Origin of the sequence: Pseudomonas sp. R76 (genome assembly GCF_009834565.1) — a bacterium.
Classification (GTDB): domain Bacteria; phylum Pseudomonadota; class Gammaproteobacteria; order Pseudomonadales; family Pseudomonadaceae; genus Aquipseudomonas.
Genome location: NZ_CP019428.1, coordinates 6,606,509 through 6,628,279, shown reverse-complemented (window position 1 = coordinate 6,628,279; position 21,771 = coordinate 6,606,509). Strand labels below are relative to the sequence as shown.

Here is a 21,771-nt window from a genome sequence, read left to right as displayed (position 1 = left end):
AAGCGCGAGATCGGTGGCGTTCTTTAAGCAAATCGTTACACTGCTGCGGCCACTTAATAATTACACCGAGGCCGTGTGCATGAAATTTCGTCTTCTGCTGTGGGTGCTGGGCCTGATGATGGGCAAAGCCAGCCGCACCAATCCTGCCTTTCAGCAACAACTGGGTGACAAAGACCTGGCGTTCCAGTTGCAGACCCTCGACGGCAAGGTTGCCCGTCACTTCATCGTCAAAGACCAGCGCATCACCAGCCGCTCGGGTGTTCACCCAGCGCCCGCGTTTGCTATCGCCTTCAAGGATGCCGCCTACGGCTTCGCCACGATGCAGGCGAAGAACAAGCAGCTGGCGTTCATGACGGGGATTCAAGACAAGTCGATCCAGATCAAAGGCAATCCGGCGCTGGTTATCTGGTTCCAGGGGTTGACCAAGTATTTGAAGCCGCGCAAGAAGAAGGTGGGTTAGTTGTTCTCGGTTCTCGGGGCGTCGCGTGCCCCGGGCAACTGCTATCAAGTAAGTGCATTTTATTTATAAATAATATTATCGTTTTTCTTTTTTCCCTCGACGGTGACCTTTTTCTCGTCAAGACGGCTCTCGATGGTGATGTTGCTGCGGTCAGCACCGCCATAAAGGCGAACGTGGGCCGATGCAGACTTACCTACTTGAATGTTGGTCTTACCACTGTAAACCGTGATATCCACTTCGCCAGCGTCAGCACGTATCGTGTCCTCGGTTCCTGATGAGTATATTGCAGTCGGCCCGGGTGAGTATTTGGGTATGTCGGTGGAATAATAGTTTTCTCCGCCTTCGCCATAAAGCACGCTCTCGCCAGTGCCTCCGAACATTTTATCGTTGCCGCGTCCGCCGCGTACGAGTCCTCCACCCGTGCTGAGTTGTACGTGGTCGTCACCAGGGCCTGCTTCCACAGTAGCCTTGCCGCCTCCCGTTTTTACAAAATCGTCACCGGATCCTGTTTTTATGTAGGCATAGACCTTAACGTTGTCATCAATCCGTACATAATCCCGGTAGCGGCCTGTAGTGATGTTGAGGGTACTCAGGTCGGAGTTTGGGATATTTAACGGATACGGTTTGCCGTGAATAAACGCGACAACGTTGTTATTAGCGTCTTTTTTAATCCTGATATCGGCCTGTTGATGGGTAACGCTAATGCTGACGACAGGGCCTTTTGAATCACTACCGTGGACAATCTTAACGGCAGGTTTCTGCTTGGGTGCAGGTGGATTGTAGGTTGTAGGAATAGGTGCAGGAATTGAAGGCGAAATGAGCGTCATACGAGGGCTCCAAGTAGGAATAGGGTAATTGCCCAGTGAAGAAAGGGTTTGGCAATGAGCGACTGAAGACATACGCACTCTGTGTGTCTGAGTGCAGGGCGGGAGTTCCGGTTTATTCATTTCCGGATGTTGTGGCTCTTGTAATCTCGGGGCTGTGAAGGCCCCGAGGGTCTTTCGTGTCGGAGGCGTTTAGTCTGGTGCGTTTGCGCGTATTCGACGGTCCTTAGTGGGGTCGTTCCGACGTGTGTAATTCACCCATCCAGTGGAATTCTTGTCCTCGATGAGTTCAGTATTACCGGCACTTTCATAAATATCGAGTAGGACATCGAACTCGCGGTGTAACCGTATTGATGTAAATTGGGCCTTGATCTGAATGGACGTTTCGCTGTCGCGAACCTCGATATTATCCCTTGTTCCATCGGCGGCTATCGCGGTGGAAGATGAATCGCTTGGTGTACCGCCTTTTATAGTATTGGTCCCTGCGCCAGCTAGAAGGAAGTTGTTGCCAGTCCCGCCCTCTAGCGTGTCGTCACCGTCTTCACCGTATAAGACACCCCCGCCAGGGCCCAGACTGGCTTTATCGTTTCCGTCACCCAGACGTACCTCAGTGAAGCCACCTCCCGTATTAACGGTGTCTTGACCTGGCCCCGTATCAACATTTACATCCACTTTTACGTTAGGGGCTATCGTTACTTTATCATTGCCGCCGCCGGTTTCTATATGCAGTTTACCCAGGGAAGACGCATCCATGTCCAACTTGACCGAGATACCATTGATGACGGCAACGACACGGTTGTTTATAACTTTTATGTCGATCGTATCATCCGCGTGCCCTGTGTAAATCTTTATGTCGGAGGCAGGATGGTAATCACGCCCTTCAGCGTTAACTGGCACCTTCGGATCCGGAGTCGTTATCACCAGTACAGACCAATATTCGTCTCTTCTAGGGGTGAGGGTGCCGTTCACATTTATAGACGGTGCGGTGGCTGTTGGTGGTGGATAAATACTTACGCCTATATTGGAAATAGAGTTCATTTTAGCGATTCCGGAACTGTGTTAGTAGGAAAGTTTACTTGCATTCCTTATGTGGGTAGATAACTTCCGAGCGTTCCGCGCTATATGCTTCTCATTGTTTCAAAGGTATGTAGGTTTAATGACTTTCATTGCAGTATGTGTGTCAAAGTTGCTTTCGCCTACCTTGTAGGCGACTAATAATTAGCGGGTGTTCTTGGTGCGATTCAGGACAAATCGATCCAGATCCAAGGCAGCCCGGTGCTGACCACGTATCTGAAGTCGGAGAAAAAGAAGAAGGTTTGAGGGGGTTATTCAGGTGTACCGAATTGAATTCATCGCAGGCAAGCCAGCTCCCACATATGACTGCATTCCAAAGGGGGAACTGGGTCGAATGTGGGAGCTGGCTTGCCTGCGATAACGGTTTATCAGGCGAAACAGTTAGCCCTGGCTGAACTGCGATGCCAGCTCACGCAACAGCACCTCGGCATCCAACACCTTGCCGACCACTTCGTCAGCCTTGTCACGGCTCAAGCCCAAACGCTCAAGCAATGCGTCCGGGATCGCTTCATCCGGCCCGGAACCGATGCCACGGCTGCGCAGCAGGCGCACGGCCAGGCACACCAGGTTCGGGTACTCGGCATATTGCCCGTCGTAGGTCGGATCGTGCTGGAAGCGCAGGGCGCTGGACAGTTCGTCCGGCATGTCCCAGTAGCGCATCAGCCAGGCGCCGATCTGTTCGCGGCTGATGCCCAGCAAGTGTTGCTCGACATAGCTGTGGCACAGGTGCGGGTTGACCTCCAAGTGGCGGCAGATCAGCGAGAAGTGCGGCGGGAACACGTGGGCCAGCAGCAGGTAACCGAAGTTGTGCAGCAGGCCGGCCAGGTAAGTCAGGCCGGCTTCCGGGCGCTGGGCGCGCGGCATGGCGCGGGTCAGGCCTTCGATCACGGCGGCGGTGTAGATCGACTGGTGCCAGTACGGCGTGGACTGGTGCGGGTGGTCTTTGGGCAGGCTCAGGGTTTTACCCAGGGCCAGGCCCAGCGCCAAATTGATCACCAGGTCAAAGCCCAGCACACGCACGATGGCGTCTTCCACTGAACGAATCTTGCCGGGCGAGGCGTAGTACGGCGACGCGGCCCAACTCACCACCTGGGCGGCCAGGGCCGGGTCGGTTTCCACCACGCCGGTGATGTCATCGATGGTGGCGTTGGGGTCGACGCGCAGCTTGATGATCTTCTGCGCGGTGTCGGCCAGCGGCGGAATCTCGATGGTTGCTTCCAGACGTTGCTGGATGCGGCGGGCGGTGAAGGCCTGCATCGCCTGGGTGATTTCCTCGCGGTCATCATTCGGGCGGTCGAGGTTGGGGCGGATGTTGCTCAAGGGCTCGCCGAAGTGACCGGCGCTGGCCTTGGTGAGCATGGTCTTGAAGTCGTCGCTGGCGATTTCGAGCAGCAGCCCGGCTTCACCCGAATGCACCAGCAGGCTCGGCTCGCTGAGCAGGCTGCCTTCGTACAGGCACGGCGAGCTGGTCAGCGCGGGCAGGCCCGGCAGCAGGCTCAGGTCATGCTTGGCCAGCATGCGCTCGACGCGGTCCGGTGACACCGCTATGAGGCGGCGGCCGGTCAGTTCGGCGAGGCGATTGAGGTCGAGCAACTGGCTCTGCGGGAACAGCACCATGAGTGCGCCAACGGCATCTTCCAGCAGCACCGCCTGGACCTTTCGCGCGGGATTCAGGCCAGCCTGTTCGGCGACTTCCGTGTAGGGGATGGCGAGCTTTGCGAGCAGAGCCCGAATGACCGGCGGGGCGGTCAGTGGGGCTGTGGCGAGGGCTACTTCTGACATGGCCTGATCCAATTGCGTACAGTCAACGAAGTATAACCAGCTTGATACAACTGTTGGTCGACTAAGTGAGTCAGGCGTCACACTTGGCCGTATTGCTGCCCATGCCGTAGCCAGCGATCCAGTAACGGGCTGACATGTTCCGGCCAGCGTTCGAGCAGTGCTTGCGCCGCGTCACGCACGGCGGGCAACAGGTCGGCGTCGCGCATCAGGTCGGCAACCTTGAACTGCAGCAGCCCGGTCTGGCGAGTGCCGAGCATTTCGCCGGGGCCGCGCAGCTCCAGGTCTTTTTCGGCGATGACAAAACCGTCGTTGGTTTCACGCATGATGCCCAGGCGCTGCCGGCCAATCTGTGACAGCGGCGGATGGTAGAGCAGCACGCAGTGGCTGGCGGCACTGCCCCGGCCGACGCGGCCGCGCAATTGGTGCAGCTGCGCGAGGCCCAGGCGCTCGGGGTTTTCGATAATCATCAGGCTGGCATTCGGCACGTCCACGCCGACTTCGATCACCGTGGTGGCCACCAGCAGCTGCAGGTTGCCGGCCTTGAACTCGGCCATGACGGCGGCTTTTTCTGCGGGCTTCATGCGGCCGTGGATCAGCCCTACCTTGAGCTCACCCAGCGCACTGGTGAGGTCTTCAAAGGTGGTTTCGGCGGCCTGGCAGGTCAGCTCTTCGGACTCTTCAATCAGCGTGCACACCCAGTACGCCTGGCGGCCTTCCGCGCAGGCGCCACGCACGCGCTCGATCACTTCCACGCGCCGGGTGTCGGTGACCAGCACGGTGTTGACCGGGGTACGGCCGGGCGGCAGTTCATCGAGGATCGAGGTATCGAGGTCGGCATAGGCGCTCATCGCCAGGGTGCGCGGGATCGGCGTGGCGGTCATGATCAACTGGTGCGGGTTCATCCGCCCGCCGACGCCTTTCTGGCGCAGGGCCAAACGTTGCTGCACGCCGAAACGGTGCTGTTCGTCGATGATCACGAGTGCGAGGTTCTTGAACTGCACTTCGTCCTGGAACAGTGCGTGGGTGCCGACCACCATCGGTGCGCCACCGGCGATTTGTTCCAGCGCTGCCGCGCGGACCTTGCCCTTGAGCTTGCCGGCCAGCCACGCCACTTCCAGGCCCAAGGGTTCGAGCCAGCGCTTGAAGGTGATGAAGTGCTGTTCGGCAAGAATCTCGGTGGGCGCCATCAGCGCCACTTGGTAGCCGGCTTCCAGCGCTTGCAAGGCGGCGAGGGCGGCAACCACAGTCTTGCCCGCGCCCACGTCGCCCTGGATCAGGCGCAGCATCGGTTCGTGCTGGCTCAGGTCATAGGCGATTTCATTGCCAACCCGCTGCTGGGCGCCGGTCGGCGCGAAGCCGAGGTTGGCCAGGTATTGCGCAGGCAGGCGCGTGGCCTTGGGCATCGCCGGCGCGCGCAGAGAGCGCATGCTTTCGCGCAGGCGCTGTTGGGACAGTTGATGCGTCAGCAGTTCTTCGAAGGCCAGGCGATGCTGTGCCCAGTGATGACCCAGCGCGAGTTCGTCGACATCGGCGTCGGCGGGCGGGTGATGCAGGTAGCGGATTGCATCGTCCAGCGGCGCCAGTTGGTAGTCGCGGGCCAGCTCCACCGGCAGCCAGTCGGGCAGGCTTTTCGGGCCGAGCATCGTCAGGGTCTGCATGCACAATTGGCGTAGGCGTTGTTGGGTCAGGCCTTCGGTCAGCGGGTAGATCGGCGTGAGGGTCGTGTCCACCGGCGGCGGCTCGTCACCGGTAATGGCGCGGTATTCCGGGTGGTAAATCTCCAGGCCCGACGCGCCAGGCCGCGCCTCACCGTAGCAGCGCACGCGAGTGCCGCGCTTGAGGCCTTCCTTTTGTGCGTTGCTGAAATGATAGAAGCGCAGGCTCAGGCCGCCGGTGCCGTCCTGCAGGCGCACGACCAGGCTGCGGCGCTTGCCCATCACTACGTCAGCGCCACTGACGGTGCCTTCGACCACCGCGTCTTGCCCAGGGCGCAAATGGCCGATGGGCACTACGCGGGTGCGGTCCTGATAGCGCAGGGGCAGGTGAAACAGCACATCTTGGAGGTTCTCCAGGCCGACCTTGGCCAACTTTTCGGCCATGGCCTCACCAACACCCTTGAGTGCGGTTACCGACACCTGCGACAACTCGGTCATACGTTTACTTAGCTCGCAGCAGGCGGCTTGGCCACCGAACACAGGCGGATCGAGTCGGCCAGGATTTCAATGGCTTTCGGGCGTGGGAAGCTGGCGCGCCAGGCGATGGCCACGGTGCGGAACGGCACCGGTGGCGTGAGTGGGCGCACTTCGATCACGCCGGGGGCGTAGTGATGGCTGTCCACGGCCGACAGCGGCAGGATCGAAATACCCAGGCCGGAAGCCACCATGTGGCGAATGGTTTCCAGGGAGCTGGATTCCACGGTGGTGTGCTTGGCGCCGTCGTTGCCCTTGGTCAGCGTCGGGCAGGCTTCGAGTACCTGATCGCGGAAGCAGTGGCCTTCGCCGAGCAGCAGCAGGCTCTTGTCGTTGAGCAGGCCGGCGTCGATGGTGTCTTTCTGCGTCCACGGGTGGGAGGCCGGCATCAACACGTAGAACGGCTCGTCGTAGAGCGGCAGGGTCAGCACGTCCGCCTCGTTGAACGGCAGGGCGATGATGATCGCGTCCAGCTCACCGTTGCGCAGTTTGTCGCGCAGTACGTGGGTGAAGTTTTCTTCGATATACAGCGGCATCTGCGGCGCGACTCGGTGCAGTTGCGGAATCAAGTGCGGGAACAGGTACGGGCCGACGGTGTAGATGGCGCCGACTTTGAGCGGTGCGGTCAGCTGGTTCTTGCCGGCCTGGGCCAGCTCGCGAATGCTTTGGGCTTGTTCCAGCACCTTTTGGGCCTGGGCGACAATGCCTTCGCCCACTGGCGTGAGGCGCACGGCGCTCTTGCTGCGCTCGAAAATCAGCACACCGAGTTCGTCTTCAAGCTTTTTCACACCCACCGACAGCGTCGGCTGGCTGACGTGGCAACGCTCGGCCGCGTGGCCGAAGTGCTGCTCTTGGGCGAGGGTCACGATGTAGCGTAATTCTGTAAGAGTCATAGCGGGCGTCCATGAGGTTGCGAGCCAAGCATACCGGCTGCAATCGATAGACGCACGTTATCAGAACTTTGGTGGGGATTGAGCGGGGAGTGCGGAGGATTTAGCTGAAAGATGGGTTTTTAGAGGCAATTAAATCAAATGTGGGAGCTGGCTTGCCCGCGATACAGACACCTCGATCTAGCCATCAGACCGTGGTGATGCTATCGCAGGCAAGCCAGCTCCCACACAAGCCAGCTGCTACACGAGCCAGCTCCCGTTTGCCGCTTAGCGGCGGCGCTTCTCGATGTTGTAAACGAACGGCGCGACGATTTCGACGCTGCCGCCTTTCAACATGTCGGCCGGTGGCTTGGGCAGTGGCTGGGCACGACGAATCATGTCCAGGGTTGCACGGTCCAGGTCGGCGTTGCCGGAGCGGCCCACCAGCTCGTAGGACAGCACGTTGCCTTCAGCATCGACCACAAAGCGCAGGCGGTTCAAGCCTTCCTTGCCACGCTGTTGGGCGCCTGGCGGGTACTTTTTGTACTTCTGCAAGTGCGCCAGCAAGGTGCCTTCCCAGGACGCTTTGGCCGCGACCTGTGCTGGCGATGGGCCGGGCACCGGTTGGGCGGATTTTTCTGCTGGTGCGTTGGTCTGCGGGGTTTCGCTCGGCGGGTCCTCGGAAGGTTTTTCCTTGGGCGGCTCGGGCTTCTTCTCCACAGGCTTTGGCGGCTGAGGTTTGGGCTTGGGCTTGACCGGCTTGGGCACCTGGATCGTTGGCTTGGGTGCCTCGGCCAGTTTCGGCAGGGGCAGCTCTTCCACCGGGGCAGGCGGCTGCGGCGGCGTGACCACCTTTGGCGGCGCCGGAGGCGGCGGTGCCGGCAGCGGCGCCAGGTCGATGACCATGGCGGCCGGTGGCAACGTCACCTGGTGCGGCGCGGACCATTGAAGCGCGATGATGATCGCGACGGCATGCACGCCCAGCACGACGGCGAGGCTGGTGCCATAACGCGTCAGTTTGTGGCGCGTCGTGATCATTTCTTGGCTGCCGTCTCAAGTCCGACCAGGCCGACCTTGAGGTAGCCGGCTGCCCGCAGGGCATCCATCACGCTCATCAGGTCGCCGTAGTCCACGCCTTTATCGGCCTGGAAGAAGATCGTCGTGTCTTTCTTGCCTTGGGTCTTGGCATCGAGCACCGGCCCCAGGGTTTCAGCTTTGACTTCTTCTTCACCCAGGAACAGGCGTTGGTCCGCCTTGACGCTGAGGAAGATCGGTTTCTCTGGCCGCGGCGCAGGCTTGGCGCTGGACGCGGGCAAGTCGACCTTGATGTCCACGGTCGCCAGCGGTGCCGCCACCATGAAGATGATCAGCAGCACCAGCATCACGTCGATAAACGGCGTGACGTTGATTTCGTGGTTCTCGACGAGGTCGTCGTCGCCTTGATTCAAATGCAGGCCCATGGCCGATTACCCCACTTTCACCATGTGCGGTTGCGAGCTGCGCTCGGTAGGCAGGTGATCGAGGTCGCGGCTGACCAGCAGCAGGACTTCTGCCGACGCGTCCGATACCTGAGCCTTGTAGCCGGCAATCGAACGGGCGAAGACGTTGTAGATCACCACCGCAGGAATGGCGGCAACCAGGCCCAGGGCGGTTGCCAGCAGGGCTTCGGCGATGCCTGGGGCAACGACGGCGAGGTTGGTGGTCTGGGTTTTGGCGATGCCGATAAAGCTGTTCATGATGCCCCACACGGTGCCGAACAGACCGACGAACGGCGCGGTGGAACCGATAGTGGCGAGTACGCCGGTGCCGCTGCTCATGTTACGGCCGCAGGCCGCAACCAGGCGCTCCAGGCGGAAGCTGACACGTTCCTTGATGCCTTCTTTTTCGCGGGCGTTGACCGACAGGCGCATTTCTTCCAGCGCGTCGTGTACCAGCAGGTTGGCCAGGGTGCCCTTCTTGGTCGCGGTGTCGCTGGCTTCCTTGAGGGTGGTGGCTTTTTTCAGGTGGACGATTTCAGTGCGCAGGCGACGCTTGGCGCCCAGCAGCTCGAAGCCCTTGGCGATCCAGATAGTCCAGGTGATGATCGAGGCGATGGCCAGGCCGATCATCACGGCTTTCACCACCACGTCAGCATTCTGGTACATGCCCCACGGCGACAGGTCATGGGCCATGCCCAGGCTGTTGTCTTCTTCCAGCACCACGCCGGAGTCGTCGGCAGGTGCTGGCGTTGCAGCCTGGGCCGGGTCGGTAGCGACGGGCGCGGCAGCAGGCGCAGCGGGGGTTGCTGCATTGTGCTCGGCGGCAGCCGGAGCGGCTGGGGCAGTAGCGTCAGCGAACGCAGCGGTCGGTGCCAGCATTACGCTGAACAGCAACGCAGCAATCGCACGCCAGGCGCGGGATGGGCTGTGAGGCTTGGTTGGCGAAGCGGGGTTTGTATTACGTGTCATGCTGGCCGGACCTGAGAGAAAAAAATGAGTGATCGTCCTGCCAGACCCTGATGGGTCGAGGACAAATGGGCGGTTATTATTGCAAGTAATTCTTGTTAACAAAAGTAATACAGTTACTTAATTTGTCCTTTTGCTGGTCGCTGGTCCTCTTCGGCGGCTAATCTGCGCCTTTAAGAATGGAGTTTTATGATGTCTGCGCCTTCTGTTGTGATTGCCGGTTGCGGCGATGTGGGTAGTCGGCTGGCTAGCCAATTGCTGGCCTCGGGCTGGGAGGTTCATGGCCTGCGCCGCGACGTTTCGCGGCTTCCCGAGGGTGTCATCGGCATCGCCGGTGACCTGTTCAAAAAGGATTGCCCGGACACCTGGCCGATCGGCGGGGTGGATTACCTGGTGTATTGCGCCGCTGCCACCGACCACGACGAGGCCGGCTATCGCGCGGCGTACGTGCAAGGGTTGCAGCATGTGTTGGAGTGGCTGGGCGACTACGGTCAGGCGCCCAAGCATTTACTGTTTGTGTCCAGCAGCAGCGTGTATGGCCAGCAAAACGGTGAGTGGGTCGACGAAACGTCCGACACCCAGGCGAAGGGCTATTCCGGCCTAGTCATGCTGGAAGCCGAGCAAGTGGCGCTTAACAGTGGCATCCCGGCGAGTATCGTGCGGTTGACCGGAATCTACGGCCCCGGCCGCGAATGGCTGTTGACCCAAGTGCGCCAAGGCTATCGCGTAGCGGTGGATCCACCTTTATATGGCAACCGGATTCACGCGGATGACGCGGCAGGCCTGTTGGCGTTTTTGTTGCGGCACGTGGAGCAGGGCGGCTCGCTGGACAAGATCTACATCGGCGTGGACGATGCGCCCGCGCCATTGGCAGAAGTGGTGGCTTGGTTGCGCGACTATCTGGGCGTGACCGAGTGGGCTGACGACGCCAGTGTGCGTCGGGCGGGCAGCAAGCAATGCAGCAATGCCCGAGCCAAGGCGCTGGGCTGGGTGCCGACGTATCCGACCTATCGCGAAGGGTATGCAGCGATTCTGAAGGGCTGAAGCGCGGCCAAAAAAATGTGGGAGCTGGCTTGCCTGCGATGACGGTGTCACATCCAACAATGATGTGACTGAAATACCGCTATCGCAGGCAAGCCAGCTCCCACATTCAGTTTTGCGTGAGGCTGTTTATTGCTTTTCAAGCAGCCACTGGCGTGGGCCAGGTGTAAACGAAGGCACTTCATCCGTTTGCGCCGTGTTCACTGCCTGGAAAATTTCCAGCTGCTTGCCCTTGCGCACAAAGATCCACGGGTTGCCCTGGCCGTTCAGTTGCAGCCAGATGCTGTCGTAGCCGCCGCTCATGGAAGCGCAGTCACCGGCCAGGCACAGCGAGTACCGATCGACGCCTGGCAAACCGGCGACCTTGCCGTCAGCCTGGAACTGTACCGTGGCGCCATCACCATTGCCGTCGGTGATTTTCCAGTCGCCGCCCATGTAGGCTGCGTACAGTGCGCGCTCGAAGTTGGCGCCCAGTGGCGCGCCTTCGGGGGCTGGGTCTTTGGCGCGGGAGAAGAGTTGCTCAGGCTCGTTGTCGTTGGCCACTTGCAGCAGTTGTTTGCCTTTACGCTTGAGTTCGGTGGCGGAGCTGCCGTAAAAATCGACACTCCAGGCGCCGGGCTTTTCACTCAGCAGCTTGCCTTCGGCGACTTCAAAACCATTGTAGTAGCGCGCCTGCGAAGCCTTGGCGTTGACCTCCCATTCGAGGTTCGGGCCATAGGTTTGCAGGGCTTCACGCAAAGGGCCGCCCTTGGCTGCCGCATTGATGGCGGGCTGGTTGATCCAGGTGCCGCTCACATCCAGGTCGGCGGGGTTGCTGGCACAGCCGCCGAGCAACAGGGCAAGCAACGAAGAGGCTACTAGCGCTTTGCGCATTACGAAATCCTTCTGAAACGAAGTCGACGCAGCCTGTGAAGGCTGCGCCGGGTGTTTTACTCGATGACCAGAATCGCGTCCATCTCAACCTGTGCGCCCTTTGGCAGGGCGGCCACGCCGATGGCGGCGCGGGCTGGGTACGGCTGTTCGAAGTACTTGCCCATGATCTCGTTGACCTTGGCGAAGTGGCTCAGGTCGGTGAGGAAGATGTTCAGCTTGACGATGTCCTTGAACGAACCGCCGGCCGCTTCGGCAACCGACTTGAGGTTTTCGAAGACCTGGACGGTTTGTGCTTCAAAGCCTTCAACCAGTTCCATGGTCTTTGGGTCGAGCGGGATCTGGCCGGACATGTAGACGGTATTGCCCGCCTTGATCGCCTGGGAGTAAGTACCGATGGCGGCAGGGGCCTTGTCGCTGGTGATAACAGTCTTGGTCATGAGTGACTCCTTGTAAGAGATCGGCTATGCACGCATGCGGGTGATGCGAATCACCCCGGTCAGGGCGCGCAGTTTCTTGATCACGCGAGCCAGGTGCACGCGGTCGTGCACGCTGACGACCAGCTGGACCACGCTGATGCGGCCATCGCGCTCATCCATGCTGATCTTCTCGATATTGCCGTCGGCCGCGTTGACGCTGTTGGCCAGCAGGGCGATCAGGCCGCGCTGGTGCTCCAGCTCGACGCGCAGCTCGACGTTGAATTCGCCGGTCACATCCTTGGCCCAGGAGAGCTGGATGCATTTCTCGGGGTTGTGACGGATTTCAGTGATATTGCGGCAGTTGTCCAAGTGCACAACCATGCCCTTGCCGGCAGACAGGTGCCCAACAATCGGGTCGCCCGGGATCGGCGTGCAGCACTTGGCGTAGCTGAGCACCAGGCCCTCGGTGCCGCGAATTGCCAGCGGGCCTTCGGGGCTTGGCAATTGTTCGCCTTCGCCGAGCAGGCGACGGGCGACCACGTAGGCCATGCGGTTGCCCAGGCCGATATCTTCCAGCAGGTCTTCGATGGTTTCCTGGCGATACTCGTGGAGCATCGCTTGCACGCGCTCGGCCGGGATTTTCTCCAGGGCGCTGTCGAAACCGTTGAGCACCTTGTTCAGCAGGCGTTCGCCGAGGCTGATGGATTCGGAGCGACGTTGCAATTTGAGCGCATGGCGGATGTGTGTGCGCGCCTTGCCGGTGACCACGAAGTTGAGCCAGGCCGGGTTGGGGCGTGCGCCGGGCGCGCTGACGATCTCGACCGTGGAGCCGCTTTGCAGGGGTTCTGACAGCGGCGCGAGACGACGGTTGATCCGGCAGGCAATGCAGCTGTTGCCGACGTCGGTGTGTACCGCGTAGGCAAAGTCGACCGCCGTGGAGCCCTTGGGCAACTCCATGATCCGGCCTTTGGGCGTGAACACATAGACCTCGTCCGGGAACAGGTCGATCTTCACGCTTTCGATAAATTCCAGGGAGTTGCCGGCACGTTGCTGCATTTCCAGCACGCCTTTGACCCACTGACGGGCGCGGGCATGCGTGCCCTTCGGCTGTTCGTCGCCGCTGGATTTGTACAGCCAATGGGCGGCGATGCCGTTGTTGGCCATCTCTTCCATTTCGCGAGTACGAATCTGGATCTCGATCGGCACCCCGTGCATACCGAACAGCGTGGTATGCAGCGACTGATAGCCGTTGGCCTTGGGAATCGCGATGTAGTCCTTGAAGCGGCCGGGCAGGGGTTTGTACAAATTATGTACAGCGCCCAGCACGCGGTAGCAGGTGTCGACCTTGTCGACGATGATGCGAAACGCGTACACGTCCATGATCTCGTTGAAGGCGCGACGCTTGCCGCGCATCTTCTTGTAGATGCCATAGATGTGTTTTTGCCGGCCACTGACTTCGCCTTCAATCTCGTCGATCGCCAGGCAATGGCTCAGCGACTCTTCGATCTTGTTGACGATTTCCTTGCGGTTGCCCCGCGCACGCTTGACCGCCTGGTAGATGCGCGCCGAACGCATCGGGTGCATGGCCTTGAAGCCGAGGTCTTCGAATTCGATACGAATGGCATGCATGCCCAGCCGGTTGGCGATGGGCGCGTAGATTTCCAGGGTTTCCTTGGCGATGCGCCGACGTTTTTCGCCGGACAGCACTTCCAGCGTGCGCATGTTGTGCAGCCGGTCGGCCAGTTTGACCAGGATCACCCGAATGTCTCGGGCCATGGCCATGGCCATCTTCTGGAAGTTTTCCGCCTGGGCTTCGGCCTTGGTCTCGAAGTTCATCTGGGTCAGTTTGCTGACCCCGTCGACCAGTTCGGCCACGGTTTCGCCAAACTGTGCGCTGAGCGCTTCCTTGGCAATGCCGGTGTCTTCGATCACGTCATGCAGCATCGCGGCCATCAAGCTCTGATGGTCCATGTGCATGTCGGCAAGAATATTTGCCACGGCAAGAGGATGCGTGACATACGCCTCGCCGCTGCGGCGGCGTTGGCCGTCGTGGGCTTGTTCGGCGTAGAAATACGCTCGGCGGACCAGGTTGACCTGGTCTGGGCCGAGGTAGGTCGATAAGCGATCGGCGAGGGCGTCTATGCTCGGCAAAGTGTTAACTCCTGCCGTTGGCTGTGACCCCGCGCCGTGCTACGTCGACCAGGCATAGGCTTAGACGGCCTCGTTGGACTCGTCCTCGAACGCTGCAAACAGCGGTTCGTCTTCAACGATTTCGGCGTTGGCGATGAACTCGTAGCTCATCAGGCCTTCAGCGATTTCACGCAGGGCCACAACGGTAGGCTTGTCGTTTTCCCACTGGACCAGGGGCTCTTTGCCGCCAGTGGCCAGTTGACGGGCACGCTTGGTAGAGAGCATGACCAGCTCAAAGCGGTTATCCACGTGTTCTAGGCAGTCTTCAACGGTTACGCGGGCCATGGTATTCCTCGGAGCGAATGCAAGATGCGCGCTGCCCGGTTGGGCGAGCGGACTGAACAGTTTAAAAAATCACCAGCGTTTAGGGAAGCGCTGATTTTTCCCGCGCCCTCGCAAAACCGCTACAAGTGCCAATGTAAAGCCCTTGCAGCGGTTTTGGGAAGGGCCAATCAGCCGAGCAGTTCGGCGAGTAATTTGCCAAAACGCTGCTGTTGGCGCTTTTGCTGGAGCTGATTGGTGCGGAAAATCGCCTTCAAATCGTCCAGGGCGTGGGCGAAATCGTCGTTGATGATCAGGTAGTCGTAGTCGACGTAGTGGCTCATCTCGCTGACGGCTTCACGCATGCGGCCTTCGATGATTTCGTCGCTGTCCTGGCCGCGATTGGTCAGGCGCTGGTGCAAGGCTTCCAGCGAAGGCGGCAGGATGAAGATCGAGCGCGCCTTGGGCATCAGTTGACGCACTTGCTCGGCGCCCTGCCAGTCGATTTCCAGGATCAGGTCGTGGCCTTCGTCCAGGGTCTGCTGCAGGTGGCTTTGCGAGGTGCCGTAAAGGTTGCCGAACACTTCGGCACGCTCCAGGAAGTCGCCGTGTTCGATCATCTTCACGAACTCGGTGCGCTCGACGAAGTGATAGTGCACGCCGTTCACCTCGCCCGGGCGCATGGCGCGGGTGGTGTGCGAGACCGAGATGCGGATCTGCTCGTCAGCGTCGGTCAATGCCTTGACCAGGCTGCTCTTGCCCGCGCCCGAGGGGGCGGAAATGATGTAAAGGGTGCCGGTGCTGTGGGTCATGAAAGTTGCCTTACTCTATATTCTGTACTTGTTCGCGCATCTGCTCGATCAACACTTTGAGGTTGACCGCAGCCGTGGTGCTGCGCGGGTCAAATGCCTTGGAGCCGAGTGTATTGGCTTCGCGGTTGAGTTCCTGCATCAGGAAGTCCAGGCGCCGACCAGCGGCACCGGCGGACTTGAGCACGCGGCGCACTTCGAGGATGTGGGTGCTCAGGCGGTCGAGCTCTTCGGCCACGTCGCTCTTCTGCGCCAGCAGGACCATTTCCTGCTCCAGGCGCGTCGGGTCGAGGTCGGCCTTCATGTCGGTGAAGCGGTCGAGGACCTTTTGACGTTGGGTAGCGAGCATCTGCGGCACCAGCTCGCGCAGGGTGACCACGTCGGCTTCGATCGACGTCAGGCGTTCATTGATCAGGCGCGCCAGTTCGGCACCTTCACGTTCGCGTCCGGCCTTTAGCTCCTTCAAACCCTGGGTGAACAGGGCCAGGGCTTCGGCATTCAGCGCTTGCGGGTCGGTGGCGTCGGCCACCAGCACGCCGGGCCAGGCCAGCACTTCCAGCGGGTTCAGCGCGGCAGGTTGTTTGATCAAGCCGGCGATGGTTTCGGCGGCGGCGACCAGTTGCGCGGCGCGGTCGCGGTCGACCTGCAGCGGCTTGCCGGTGGTTTCCTCGGTAAAACGCAGGGTGCATTCCAGCTTGCCGCGGGAAATGCCTTGGCGCAGTGCTTCACGCACGGCGCCTTCGAGGTCGCGGAAGGATTCCGGCAAGCGCAGGTGCGGCTCCAGGTAGCGGCTGTTGACCGAGCGCAGTTCCCAGCTCAGGGTGCCTTGGGCGCCGGCTTTTTCGACGCGGGCGAAGGCGGTCATGCTGTGCACCATGGAGGTACCTCGCGATGCAGTCCCGCAAATGCGGGCTGATGGGTAAATTGAAGCCGACAGGCTGCGAAGGCGCAGGATTGTAGCGCAGTGAGGCGAGCGCGCCCAAACAATGGGCGCCAGGCTAGTCATTCGTAACCGAATTTTTTAGAAGTGCCCCGAATCGGTTCACGGCTCTATAATGCTCGGCAGTTTTTCGTCCTCCGTACAGGTATCCCCTATGAAACGTCCAAGTGGTCGCGCTGCCGATCAGCTCCGCTCGATCCGCATCACCCGCAACTACACCAAACACGCCGAGGGATCTGTACTGGTCGAGTTTGGCGATACCAAGGTGATCTGCACCGTCAGCGTCGAAAACGGCGTGCCGCGCTTCCTCAAGGGCCAGGGCCAGGGTTGGTTGACCGCCGAATACGGCATGCTGCCGCGCGCCACCGGCGAGCGTAACCAGCGTGAAGCCAGCCGCGGCAAACAAGGCGGCCGCACCCTGGAAATCCAGCGCCTGATCGGTCGTTCCCTGCGCGCAGCGCTGGACATGTCCAAGCTGGGCGACGTGACCCTGTACCTCGACTGCGACGTGATCCAGGCTGACGGCGGCACCCGCACTGCTTCCATCACCGGTGCCATGGTGGCCTTGGTTGACGCGCTCAAAGTGATCAAGAAGCGCGGCGGCCTGAAAGCCGGCGACCCACTCAAGCAGATGATTGCTGCCGTGTCGGTCGGCATGTACCAGGGCGAGCCTGTATTGGACCTGGACTACCTGGAAGACTCGGCTGCCGAGACCGACCTGAACGTGGTAATGACCAACACCGGCGGTTTCATCGAAGTGCAGGGCACCGCTGAAGGCGCGCCATTCCAGCCAGCCGACCTGAACGCCATGCTGGCCCTGGCTCAGAAAGGCATGACCGAAATCTTTGAACTGCAGAAGGCCGCATTGGCTGACTGAACCCGCCTCAAGGAGAAACGCCATGAATGACAGCCAGCAACCTGTGCCGACGCCTTCCTACGAAGTGCGTCAAGGCGCAATGTTGTGCCATCTCGCGGCGTTTCTGGGGTTTGTGTTCCCCTTCGGCAGTGTCATCGGGCCGCTGATCCTGTGGCAGATGAAGAGGGAAGTGGACCCGTTCATTGATGATCAGGGCAAGGAAGCCTTGAACTTCCAGATCACCGTGGCCATTGCCTGGATGGTGTGCTTCGTACTGGCCTTCGCGATTATTGGTCTTTTCCTGATGACTGCTTTGGTAATCGCGACAGTGGTGCTGACCATCATCGGTTCGATCAAGGCCAACAAGGGCATCGCTTATCGCTATCCCTTTGCCTGGCGGCTGGTCAAATAATGAGCGCCCATAAAAAAACCGACAGCGATGTCGGTTTTTTTGTGCCTGGAAAAAGACCTTAGATGGTCAGTGTCCAGTCGTAGTCCACGATCAGCGGCGCATGCTGCGAGAAGCGCGGCTGACGTGGCAGGCGTGCGCTGCGAACAAAGCGGCGCAGGCCCGGCGTCAGCAGCTGGTAGTCGAAACGCCAGCCCAGGTTGAGCATCTCAGCCTGTTCGTTATCCGGCCACCAGCTGTACTGGTCGCCTTCACGGCTGACTTCGCGCAAGGCATCGACATAACCCATGTTGCCGACAATCTCGTCCATCCAGGCCCGTTCCGGCGCCAGGAAGCCCGGGGATTGCTGGCTGTCGCGCCAGTTCTTGATATCCAGCTTTTGTTGCGCCACGTACAGCGAGCCACAGTAAATGTACTCGCGACGTTTACGCCGCTGTTTATCCAGATAACGGGCGAAGTCGTCCATTAGCTTGAACTTCTGGTTCAAGTCTTCATCGCCGTTCTGCCCCGAAGGGAGCAGCAAGGTCGCGATGCTGACCTTGTCGAAATCGGCTTGCAGGTAGCGCCCGTAGCGGTCGGCTGTCTCGAAGCCGAGGCCGCTGATGACCGCCTTGGGTTGCAACCGTGAGTACAGAGCCACGCCACCTTGGGCAGGGACTTCGGCATCACAGGCATAAAGGAAGTAGCCATCCAGTTGGAAGGCTGGGTCGTCCAGTTCAAAGGCGGAGGCGCGGGTGTCCTGCAGGCAGATGACGTCGGCATTCTGTGCTTGCAGCCAACTGAGCAAACCACGCTCGACTGCAGCCTGAATACCATTGACGTTCACACTGATGATCCGCATAAATGGCCCCAAAAATCGCGTGCGTGTATGATACACGCCGTCTACCTAATTAGCTAAATCCGTGGTATCTGAGGCTTTTTTCATGCAGGCGTATCAACGCGATTTCATTCGTTTTGCCATCGATCGCGGCGTTTTACGCTTCGGTGAGTTCACCTTGAAGTCCGGGCGCACCAGCCCGTACTTCTTCAATGCTGGCTTGTTCAACTCGGGTTCGGCCCTGGCTCAGCTGGGTCGTTTCTACGCGGCAGCCATCGTTGAAAGCGGTATTTCCTTCGACGTGCTGTTCGGTCCAGCCTATAAGGGCATCCCTTTGGCGGCCGCTACCGCCGTGGCCCTGGCTGAACATCACGGGCTGGACTTGCCATGGTGCTTCAACCGCAAAGAGGCCAAGGCCCATGGCGAAGGCGGCAGCCTGGTGGGGGCTCCGCTCAAAGGCGACGTGCTGATCATCGACGACGTGATCACCGCCGGCACTGCTATCCGCGAAGTGATGCAGATCATCGCGTCCCAGGACGGCGCCAAGGCCGCCGGCGTTCTGATCGCCCTGAACCGCCAGGAGCGCGGCAACGGTGAGTTGTCGGCGATCCAGGAAGTGGAGCGTGATTTCGGCATTCCGGTGGTGAGCATTGTATCGTTGAACCAGGTGTTGCAGTTCCTGGAAGATGACCCGCAGCTCAAGCAGCATTTGCCAGCGGTGCGTGCGTACCGCGAGCAGTTCGGCGTCTGACACGCAAACCCATCTGGGGCGTGGACCAATGTGGGAGCTGGCTTGCCTGCGATAGCATCACCTCGGTACAACTGATTTACCGAGGTGTCAGCATCGCAGGCAAGCCAGCTCCCACATTTGGATCGAGTTCAAATAAAAAGGCCCCGCTCAATGCGATTGAGCGGGGCCTTTTTATTGACAGCGATTAGGGACGCTTGCGGTTACTGATCAGCGTGCCCACACCGGTATCGGTGAAGATTTCCAACAGGATCGCATTCGGCACGCGACCATCCAGGATCAGCGAACTACCCACGCCGCCTTGCACCGCTTCCAGTGCGCAACGGATCTTGGGCAGCATGCCGCCGTAGATGGTGCCGTCGGCGATCAGCTCGTCCACTTGCTGGGTGGTCAGGCCGGTCAACACCTTGCCTTCCTTGTCCATCAAGCCGGCGATGTTGGTCAGCAGCATCAGCTTTTCAGCTTTCAGTGCCTCGGCCACCTTGCCGGCTACCAAGTCAGCGTTGATGTTGTAGGACTCACCATTGGCACCCACACCAATTGGCGCGATCACCGGGATGAAATCACCCTTGACCAGCAGGTTCAGCAAGTCGGTGTTGATGCCGATCACTTCGCCTACCTGGCCGATGTCGATGATTTCCGGCTGGGTCATCTCCGGCGTCTGACGGGTAACGGTCAGTTTTTTCGCGCGGATCAGCTCCGCGTCCTTGCCGGTCAGGCCGATGGCGCTGCCGCCATGACGGTTGATCAGGTTGACGATGTCTTTGTTGACCTGGCCGCCGAGGACCATCTCCACCACGTCCATGGTCTGCGCGTCAGTGACGCGCATGCCATCGATGAAGTGACTCTCGATCGACAAACGCTTGAGCAGGTCGCCGATTTGCGGGCCGCCACCGTGCACCACCACCGGGTTGATCCCGACGGCTTTCATCAACACGATGTCGCGGGCAAAGCCGGTTTTCAGCTCGTCGCTTTCCATGGCATTGCCGCCGTACTTGATCACCAGCGTCTTGCCGACGTAGCGTCGAATGTAAGGCAACGCTTCGGACAGGACCTTGGCAGTATTGGCAGCGGCTTCGCGTTCGAGGGTCATTCAGGGCTCCGGTAAAAAATCAGAACGGTAATTGGAGATCAGGGGCAACACGTTTCAACTGGGCGTGGAACACGTCCTTGATGCGCTGCAACTCAGCCTCGGTATCCGCCTCGAAACGCAGGACCAGCACCGGTGTGGTATTGGACGCGCGAACCAGGCCCCAGCCTTTGGCGTAATCGACTCGCACACCATCAATGGTGGTCAGGTTGGCGCCTTCGCCCCATTGCGCATCGTGCAGTGCGTCAATGATGCTGAATTTGCTCTCCTCGGTCACATGGATATTGATCTCTGGCGTAGAAATATCATTCGGGAAGGTCTGAAACAGCTCCTGCGCCGTCGATTTTTCCTTGCTGAGGATCTCCAGCAGACGAGCGGCACTGTAAATGCCGTCGTCAAACCCGAACCAGCGCTCTTTGAAGAACACATGGCCGCTCATTTCACCGGCCAACAGCGCGCCGGTTTCTTTCATTTTCTTTTTGATCAACGAGTGACCGGTCTTCCACATTAGTGGGCGACCGCCGTATTCCTTGATCAGCGGCGTGAGGCGGCGGGTGCATTTCACGTCGAAGATGATTTCGGCGTTGGCGTTACGCGCCACCACGTCACGGGCAAACAGCATCAGCAGGCGGTCGGCGAATACGTTTTCGCCGGTGTCTGTCACCACGCCAACGCGATCGCCGTCACCGTCGAAGGCCAGGCCCACGTCGGCGCCGGTTTCCTTGACCTTGGCGATCAGGTCTACCAGGTTTTCAGGCTTGCCCGGGTCCGGATGGTGGTTGGGGAAGTTGCCATCGACGTCGCAGAACAGCGGGATCACTTCGCAGTTCAGCGCTTCGAGCAGTTGCGGGGCGATCACGCCGGCCGCGCCGTTGCCACAGTCCACAACCACTTTGAGGCGGCGGGCAAGTTTGACGTCGCCGGTGATCTGGTCGGAGTAGCGCTGAAGAATGTCGACCTTGGTGACGCTGCCGGTGCCGCTGGTCAAGTCGTTGGTCTTCAGGCGGTCGTGCAGGGCCTGGATCTGTTCGTTGGCCAGGGTGTCGCCGGCGATAACGATCTTGAAACCGTTGTAGTCCGAAGGGTTGTGGCTGCCGGTGAGCATCACCCCGGACTTGCCGGCCAGTACGTTGGCGGCGTAGTACAGCGCAGGCGTCGGCACCAGGCCGACATCACTGACGTGGCAGCCGCTGTCGGCCAGGCCCTGGATCAGTTGCTCGACCAGCTCGGGGCCGGACAAGCGGCCATCACGGCCGACCGAGACGTTGGGTTCGCCCTGGGCCAGGCTCTGGGAGCCGATGGCGCGGCCGATCCAGTAGGCAGTTTCGGCAGTCAGGGTTTTGGGCACCACGCCACGAATGTCGTAGGCGCGAAAAATGCTGTCGGGGAATGTCGGGGCTACTCGGGCTGCGGTACTCATCGCGTGGGGAAACTCCATCTGAAAGGGGCAAAGCTGGCCTGAATGTGGCTGACCGGCGGGCGCAAACTGAAGGGTATGACGGCTTTTTCGGCAGAGAGTTCGTGGTGCAAAAGTGCCACCGGAGTCGGTACTCCATGTTTGTGGTCGCGTAATGCATTGATTTCAATGGTGAAATCTCGCTGAATAAATCCGCGCATTCTCCGTCCTGAAAAGATCTGCGGTGGCATGGGGCCGGGCAAGCGTGCCCGGCCTGGTTCAG

Annotated in this window: 22 protein-coding genes and 1 pseudogene; 5 read left to right on the top strand and 18 right to left on the bottom strand. The window is 60.0% G+C overall.

From position 1 onward, the window contains the following. Positions 1-79: 79 nt before the first annotated feature. Positions 80-460, top strand: coding sequence for a helicase (locus PspR76_RS30150; protein WP_159961033.1), 381 nt, complete (start codon positions 80-82; stop codon positions 458-460). Positions 461-519: 59 nt separating this feature from the next. Here PspR76_RS30150 and PspR76_RS30145 read toward each other — a convergent pair whose 3' ends face one another. The 8 genes from PspR76_RS30145 to exbB all read right to left on the bottom strand — a co-directional run bounded on the left by PspR76_RS30145 (position 520) and on the right by exbB (position 9,645). Continuing rightward, complete coding sequence (locus PspR76_RS30145) at positions 520-1,287, bottom strand: hypothetical protein (RefSeq protein ID WP_159961031.1); 768 nt, start codon at positions 1,285-1,287, stop codon at positions 520-522. Between the two features lie 189 nt (positions 1,288-1,476). Next, positions 1,477-2,322 carry a calcium-binding protein gene (locus PspR76_RS30140; RefSeq protein WP_159961029.1) on the bottom strand — a complete coding sequence of 282 codons (846 nt, stop codon included), beginning with the start codon at positions 2,320-2,322 and terminating at the stop codon, positions 1,477-1,479. Positions 2,323-2,739: 417 nt separating this feature from the next. Further along, the gene (locus tag PspR76_RS30135; RefSeq protein WP_159961028.1) at positions 2,740-4,140 is read right to left on the bottom strand and encodes an aminoacyl-tRNA deacylase and HDOD domain-containing protein; all 1,401 of its coding nucleotides are present in this window, start codon (positions 4,138-4,140) and stop codon (positions 2,740-2,742) included. 77 nt (positions 4,141-4,217) lie between these two features. Further along, positions 4,218-6,293 carry an ATP-dependent DNA helicase RecG gene (gene recG, locus PspR76_RS30130; RefSeq protein ID WP_159961026.1) on the bottom strand — a complete coding sequence of 692 codons (2,076 nt, stop codon included), beginning with the start codon at positions 6,291-6,293 and terminating at the stop codon, positions 4,218-4,220. Positions 6,294-6,301: 8 nt separating this feature from the next. Continuing rightward, positions 6,302-7,222 carry a hydrogen peroxide-inducible genes activator gene (locus PspR76_RS30125; RefSeq protein ID WP_015886540.1) on the bottom strand — a complete coding sequence of 307 codons (921 nt, stop codon included), beginning with the start codon at positions 7,220-7,222 and terminating at the stop codon, positions 6,302-6,304. Positions 7,223-7,486: 264 nt separating this feature from the next. Beyond that, positions 7,487-8,236 (bottom strand): energy transducer TonB family protein, encoded by a 750-nt coding sequence (locus PspR76_RS30120; RefSeq protein WP_159961024.1) that lies wholly within the window; start codon positions 8,234-8,236, stop codon positions 7,487-7,489. Next, positions 8,233-8,658 carry a TonB system transport protein ExbD gene (gene exbD, locus PspR76_RS30115; RefSeq protein ID WP_083356107.1) on the bottom strand — a complete coding sequence of 142 codons (426 nt, stop codon included), beginning with the start codon at positions 8,656-8,658 and terminating at the stop codon, positions 8,233-8,235. Before exbD ends, PspR76_RS30120 begins: the two co-directional genes overlap by 4 nt. Positions 8,659-8,664: 6 nt before the next feature. Further along, complete coding sequence (gene exbB, locus PspR76_RS30110) at positions 8,665-9,645, bottom strand: tonB-system energizer ExbB (RefSeq protein WP_159961022.1); 981 nt, start codon at positions 9,643-9,645, stop codon at positions 8,665-8,667. Positions 9,646-9,834: 189 nt separating this feature from the next. Between exbB and PspR76_RS30105 the strand changes: the two genes are divergently transcribed. Then, entirely contained in the window at positions 9,835-10,686 is an 852-nt protein-coding gene (locus tag PspR76_RS30105; protein ID WP_159961020.1) for an SDR family oxidoreductase, read from the top strand. Positions 10,687-10,812: 126 nt separating this feature from the next. On the opposite strand, the gene PspR76_RS30100 is transcribed toward PspR76_RS30105, so the two are convergent. The 6 genes from PspR76_RS30100 to PspR76_RS30075 form a co-directional block, all read right to left on the bottom strand. After that, positions 10,813-11,556 carry a hypothetical protein gene (locus PspR76_RS30100; protein ID WP_159961018.1) on the bottom strand — a complete coding sequence of 248 codons (744 nt, stop codon included), beginning with the start codon at positions 11,554-11,556 and terminating at the stop codon, positions 10,813-10,815. Between the two features lie 56 nt (positions 11,557-11,612). Then, complete coding sequence (locus PspR76_RS30095; protein WP_003176922.1) at positions 11,613-11,993, bottom strand: RidA family protein; 381 nt, start codon at positions 11,991-11,993, stop codon at positions 11,613-11,615. Between the two features lie 24 nt (positions 11,994-12,017). Then, positions 12,018-14,123, bottom strand: a complete 2,106-nt coding sequence (gene spoT / locus PspR76_RS30090; RefSeq protein ID WP_159961016.1) for a bifunctional GTP diphosphokinase/guanosine-3',5'-bis pyrophosphate 3'-pyrophosphohydrolase — start codon at positions 14,121-14,123, stop codon at positions 12,018-12,020. Positions 14,124-14,183: 60 nt separating this feature from the next. After that, complete coding sequence (gene rpoZ, locus PspR76_RS30085) at positions 14,184-14,447, bottom strand: DNA-directed RNA polymerase subunit omega (RefSeq protein ID WP_003176920.1); 264 nt, start codon at positions 14,445-14,447, stop codon at positions 14,184-14,186. Between the two features lie 167 nt (positions 14,448-14,614). Continuing rightward, on the bottom strand, positions 14,615-15,235 hold the full coding sequence (gene gmk / locus PspR76_RS30080) for a guanylate kinase (RefSeq protein WP_010168203.1): 621 nt from the start codon (positions 15,233-15,235) through the stop codon (positions 14,615-14,617). Positions 15,236-15,245: 10 nt separating this feature from the next. Continuing rightward, a complete protein-coding gene (locus PspR76_RS30075; RefSeq protein ID WP_159961014.1) occupies positions 15,246-16,109 on the bottom strand; it encodes a YicC/YloC family endoribonuclease in 864 nt (287 codons plus the stop codon). A 217-nt stretch (positions 16,110-16,326) separates the two neighbouring features. Here PspR76_RS30075 and rph point away from each other — a divergent pair, with 217 nt between their 5' ends. Both rph and PspR76_RS30065 read left to right on the top strand, forming a co-directional pair. Further along, on the top strand, positions 16,327-17,049 hold the full coding sequence (rph, locus tag PspR76_RS30070; RefSeq protein ID WP_159961012.1) for a ribonuclease PH: 723 nt from the start codon (positions 16,327-16,329) through the stop codon (positions 17,047-17,049). 22 nt (positions 17,050-17,071) lie between these two features. Continuing rightward, positions 17,072-17,440 (top strand): DUF4870 domain-containing protein, encoded by a 369-nt coding sequence (locus tag PspR76_RS30065; RefSeq protein ID WP_159961010.1) that lies wholly within the window; start codon positions 17,072-17,074, stop codon positions 17,438-17,440. Between the two features lie 58 nt (positions 17,441-17,498). On the opposite strand, the gene PspR76_RS30060 is transcribed toward PspR76_RS30065, so the two are convergent. Further along, on the bottom strand, positions 17,499-18,278 hold the full coding sequence (locus PspR76_RS30060; protein ID WP_003176915.1) for an exodeoxyribonuclease III: 780 nt from the start codon (positions 18,276-18,278) through the stop codon (positions 17,499-17,501). Positions 18,279-18,360: 82 nt separating this feature from the next. Between PspR76_RS30060 and pyrE the strand changes: the two genes are divergently transcribed. Further along, complete coding sequence (gene pyrE / locus PspR76_RS30055; protein WP_106575858.1) at positions 18,361-19,005, top strand: orotate phosphoribosyltransferase; 645 nt, start codon at positions 18,361-18,363, stop codon at positions 19,003-19,005. A gap of 184 nt (positions 19,006-19,189) precedes the next feature. Here the strand turns inward: pyrE and argB are convergent, their stop codons facing one another. The 3 genes and pseudogenes from argB to PspR76_RS30040 form a co-directional block, all read right to left on the bottom strand. Beyond that, positions 19,190-20,095 carry an acetylglutamate kinase gene (gene argB / locus PspR76_RS30050; RefSeq protein ID WP_015886532.1) on the bottom strand — a complete coding sequence of 302 codons (906 nt, stop codon included), beginning with the start codon at positions 20,093-20,095 and terminating at the stop codon, positions 19,190-19,192. A 19-nt stretch (positions 20,096-20,114) separates the two neighbouring features. Further along, positions 20,115-21,512 (bottom strand): annotated as a pseudogene (locus PspR76_RS30045) (phosphomannomutase/phosphoglucomutase); the annotation flags it as partial. Further along, positions 21,509-21,709, bottom strand: coding sequence for a hypothetical protein (locus PspR76_RS30040; protein WP_159961006.1), 201 nt, complete (start codon positions 21,707-21,709; stop codon positions 21,509-21,511). The pseudogene PspR76_RS30045 and the gene PspR76_RS30040, both read right to left, overlap by 4 nt. Positions 21,710-21,771: the final 62 nt, after the last annotated feature.

What these genes read in the sequence shown, in the direction of transcription:
- PspR76_RS30145 (WP_159961031.1), bottom strand. Translation starts at nt 1,287, where the DNA reads ATGACGCTCATTTCGCCTTCAATTCCTGCACCTATTCCTACAACCTAC.
- PspR76_RS30065 (WP_159961010.1), top strand. Translation starts at nt 17,072, where the DNA reads ATGAATGACAGCCAGCAACCTGTGCCGACGCCTTCCTACGAAGTGCGT.
- PspR76_RS30135 (WP_159961028.1), bottom strand. Translation starts at nt 4,140, where the DNA reads ATGTCAGAAGTAGCCCTCGCCACAGCCCCACTGACCGCCCCGCCGGTC.
- PspR76_RS30150 (WP_159961033.1), top strand. Translation starts at nt 80, where the DNA reads ATGAAATTTCGTCTTCTGCTGTGGGTGCTGGGCCTGATGATGGGCAAA.
- PspR76_RS30120 (WP_159961024.1), bottom strand. Translation starts at nt 8,236, where the DNA reads ATGATCACGACGCGCCACAAACTGACGCGTTATGGCACCAGCCTCGCC.
- recG (WP_159961026.1), bottom strand. Translation starts at nt 6,293, where the DNA reads ATGACCGAGTTGTCGCAGGTGTCGGTAACCGCACTCAAGGGTGTTGGT.
- rph (WP_159961012.1), top strand. Translation starts at nt 16,327, where the DNA reads ATGAAACGTCCAAGTGGTCGCGCTGCCGATCAGCTCCGCTCGATCCGC.
- exbB (WP_159961022.1), bottom strand. Translation starts at nt 9,645, where the DNA reads ATGACACGTAATACAAACCCCGCTTCGCCAACCAAGCCTCACAGCCCA.
- PspR76_RS30095 (WP_003176922.1), bottom strand. Translation starts at nt 11,993, where the DNA reads ATGACCAAGACTGTTATCACCAGCGACAAGGCCCCTGCCGCCATCGGT.
- PspR76_RS30140 (WP_159961029.1), bottom strand. Translation starts at nt 2,322, where the DNA reads ATGAACTCTATTTCCAATATAGGCGTAAGTATTTATCCACCACCAACA.
- pyrE (WP_106575858.1), top strand. Translation starts at nt 18,361, where the DNA reads ATGCAGGCGTATCAACGCGATTTCATTCGTTTTGCCATCGATCGCGGC.
- PspR76_RS30105 (WP_159961020.1), top strand. Translation starts at nt 9,835, where the DNA reads ATGTCTGCGCCTTCTGTTGTGATTGCCGGTTGCGGCGATGTGGGTAGT.
- PspR76_RS30075 (WP_159961014.1), bottom strand. Translation starts at nt 16,109, where the DNA reads ATGGTGCACAGCATGACCGCCTTCGCCCGCGTCGAAAAAGCCGGCGCC.
- exbD (WP_083356107.1), bottom strand. Translation starts at nt 8,658, where the DNA reads ATGGGCCTGCATTTGAATCAAGGCGACGACGACCTCGTCGAGAACCAC.
- PspR76_RS30060 (WP_003176915.1), bottom strand. Translation starts at nt 18,278, where the DNA reads ATGCGGATCATCAGTGTGAACGTCAATGGTATTCAGGCTGCAGTCGAG.
- gmk (WP_010168203.1), bottom strand. Translation starts at nt 15,235, where the DNA reads ATGACCCACAGCACCGGCACCCTTTACATCATTTCCGCCCCCTCGGGC.
- argB (WP_015886532.1), bottom strand. Translation starts at nt 20,095, where the DNA reads ATGACCCTCGAACGCGAAGCCGCTGCCAATACTGCCAAGGTCCTGTCC.
- PspR76_RS30125 (WP_015886540.1), bottom strand. Translation starts at nt 7,222, where the DNA reads ATGACTCTTACAGAATTACGCTACATCGTGACCCTCGCCCAAGAGCAG.
- PspR76_RS30100 (WP_159961018.1), bottom strand. Translation starts at nt 11,556, where the DNA reads ATGCGCAAAGCGCTAGTAGCCTCTTCGTTGCTTGCCCTGTTGCTCGGC.
- rpoZ (WP_003176920.1), bottom strand. Translation starts at nt 14,447, where the DNA reads ATGGCCCGCGTAACCGTTGAAGACTGCCTAGAACACGTGGATAACCGC.
- PspR76_RS30040 (WP_159961006.1), bottom strand. Translation starts at nt 21,709, where the DNA reads ATGCGCGGATTTATTCAGCGAGATTTCACCATTGAAATCAATGCATTA.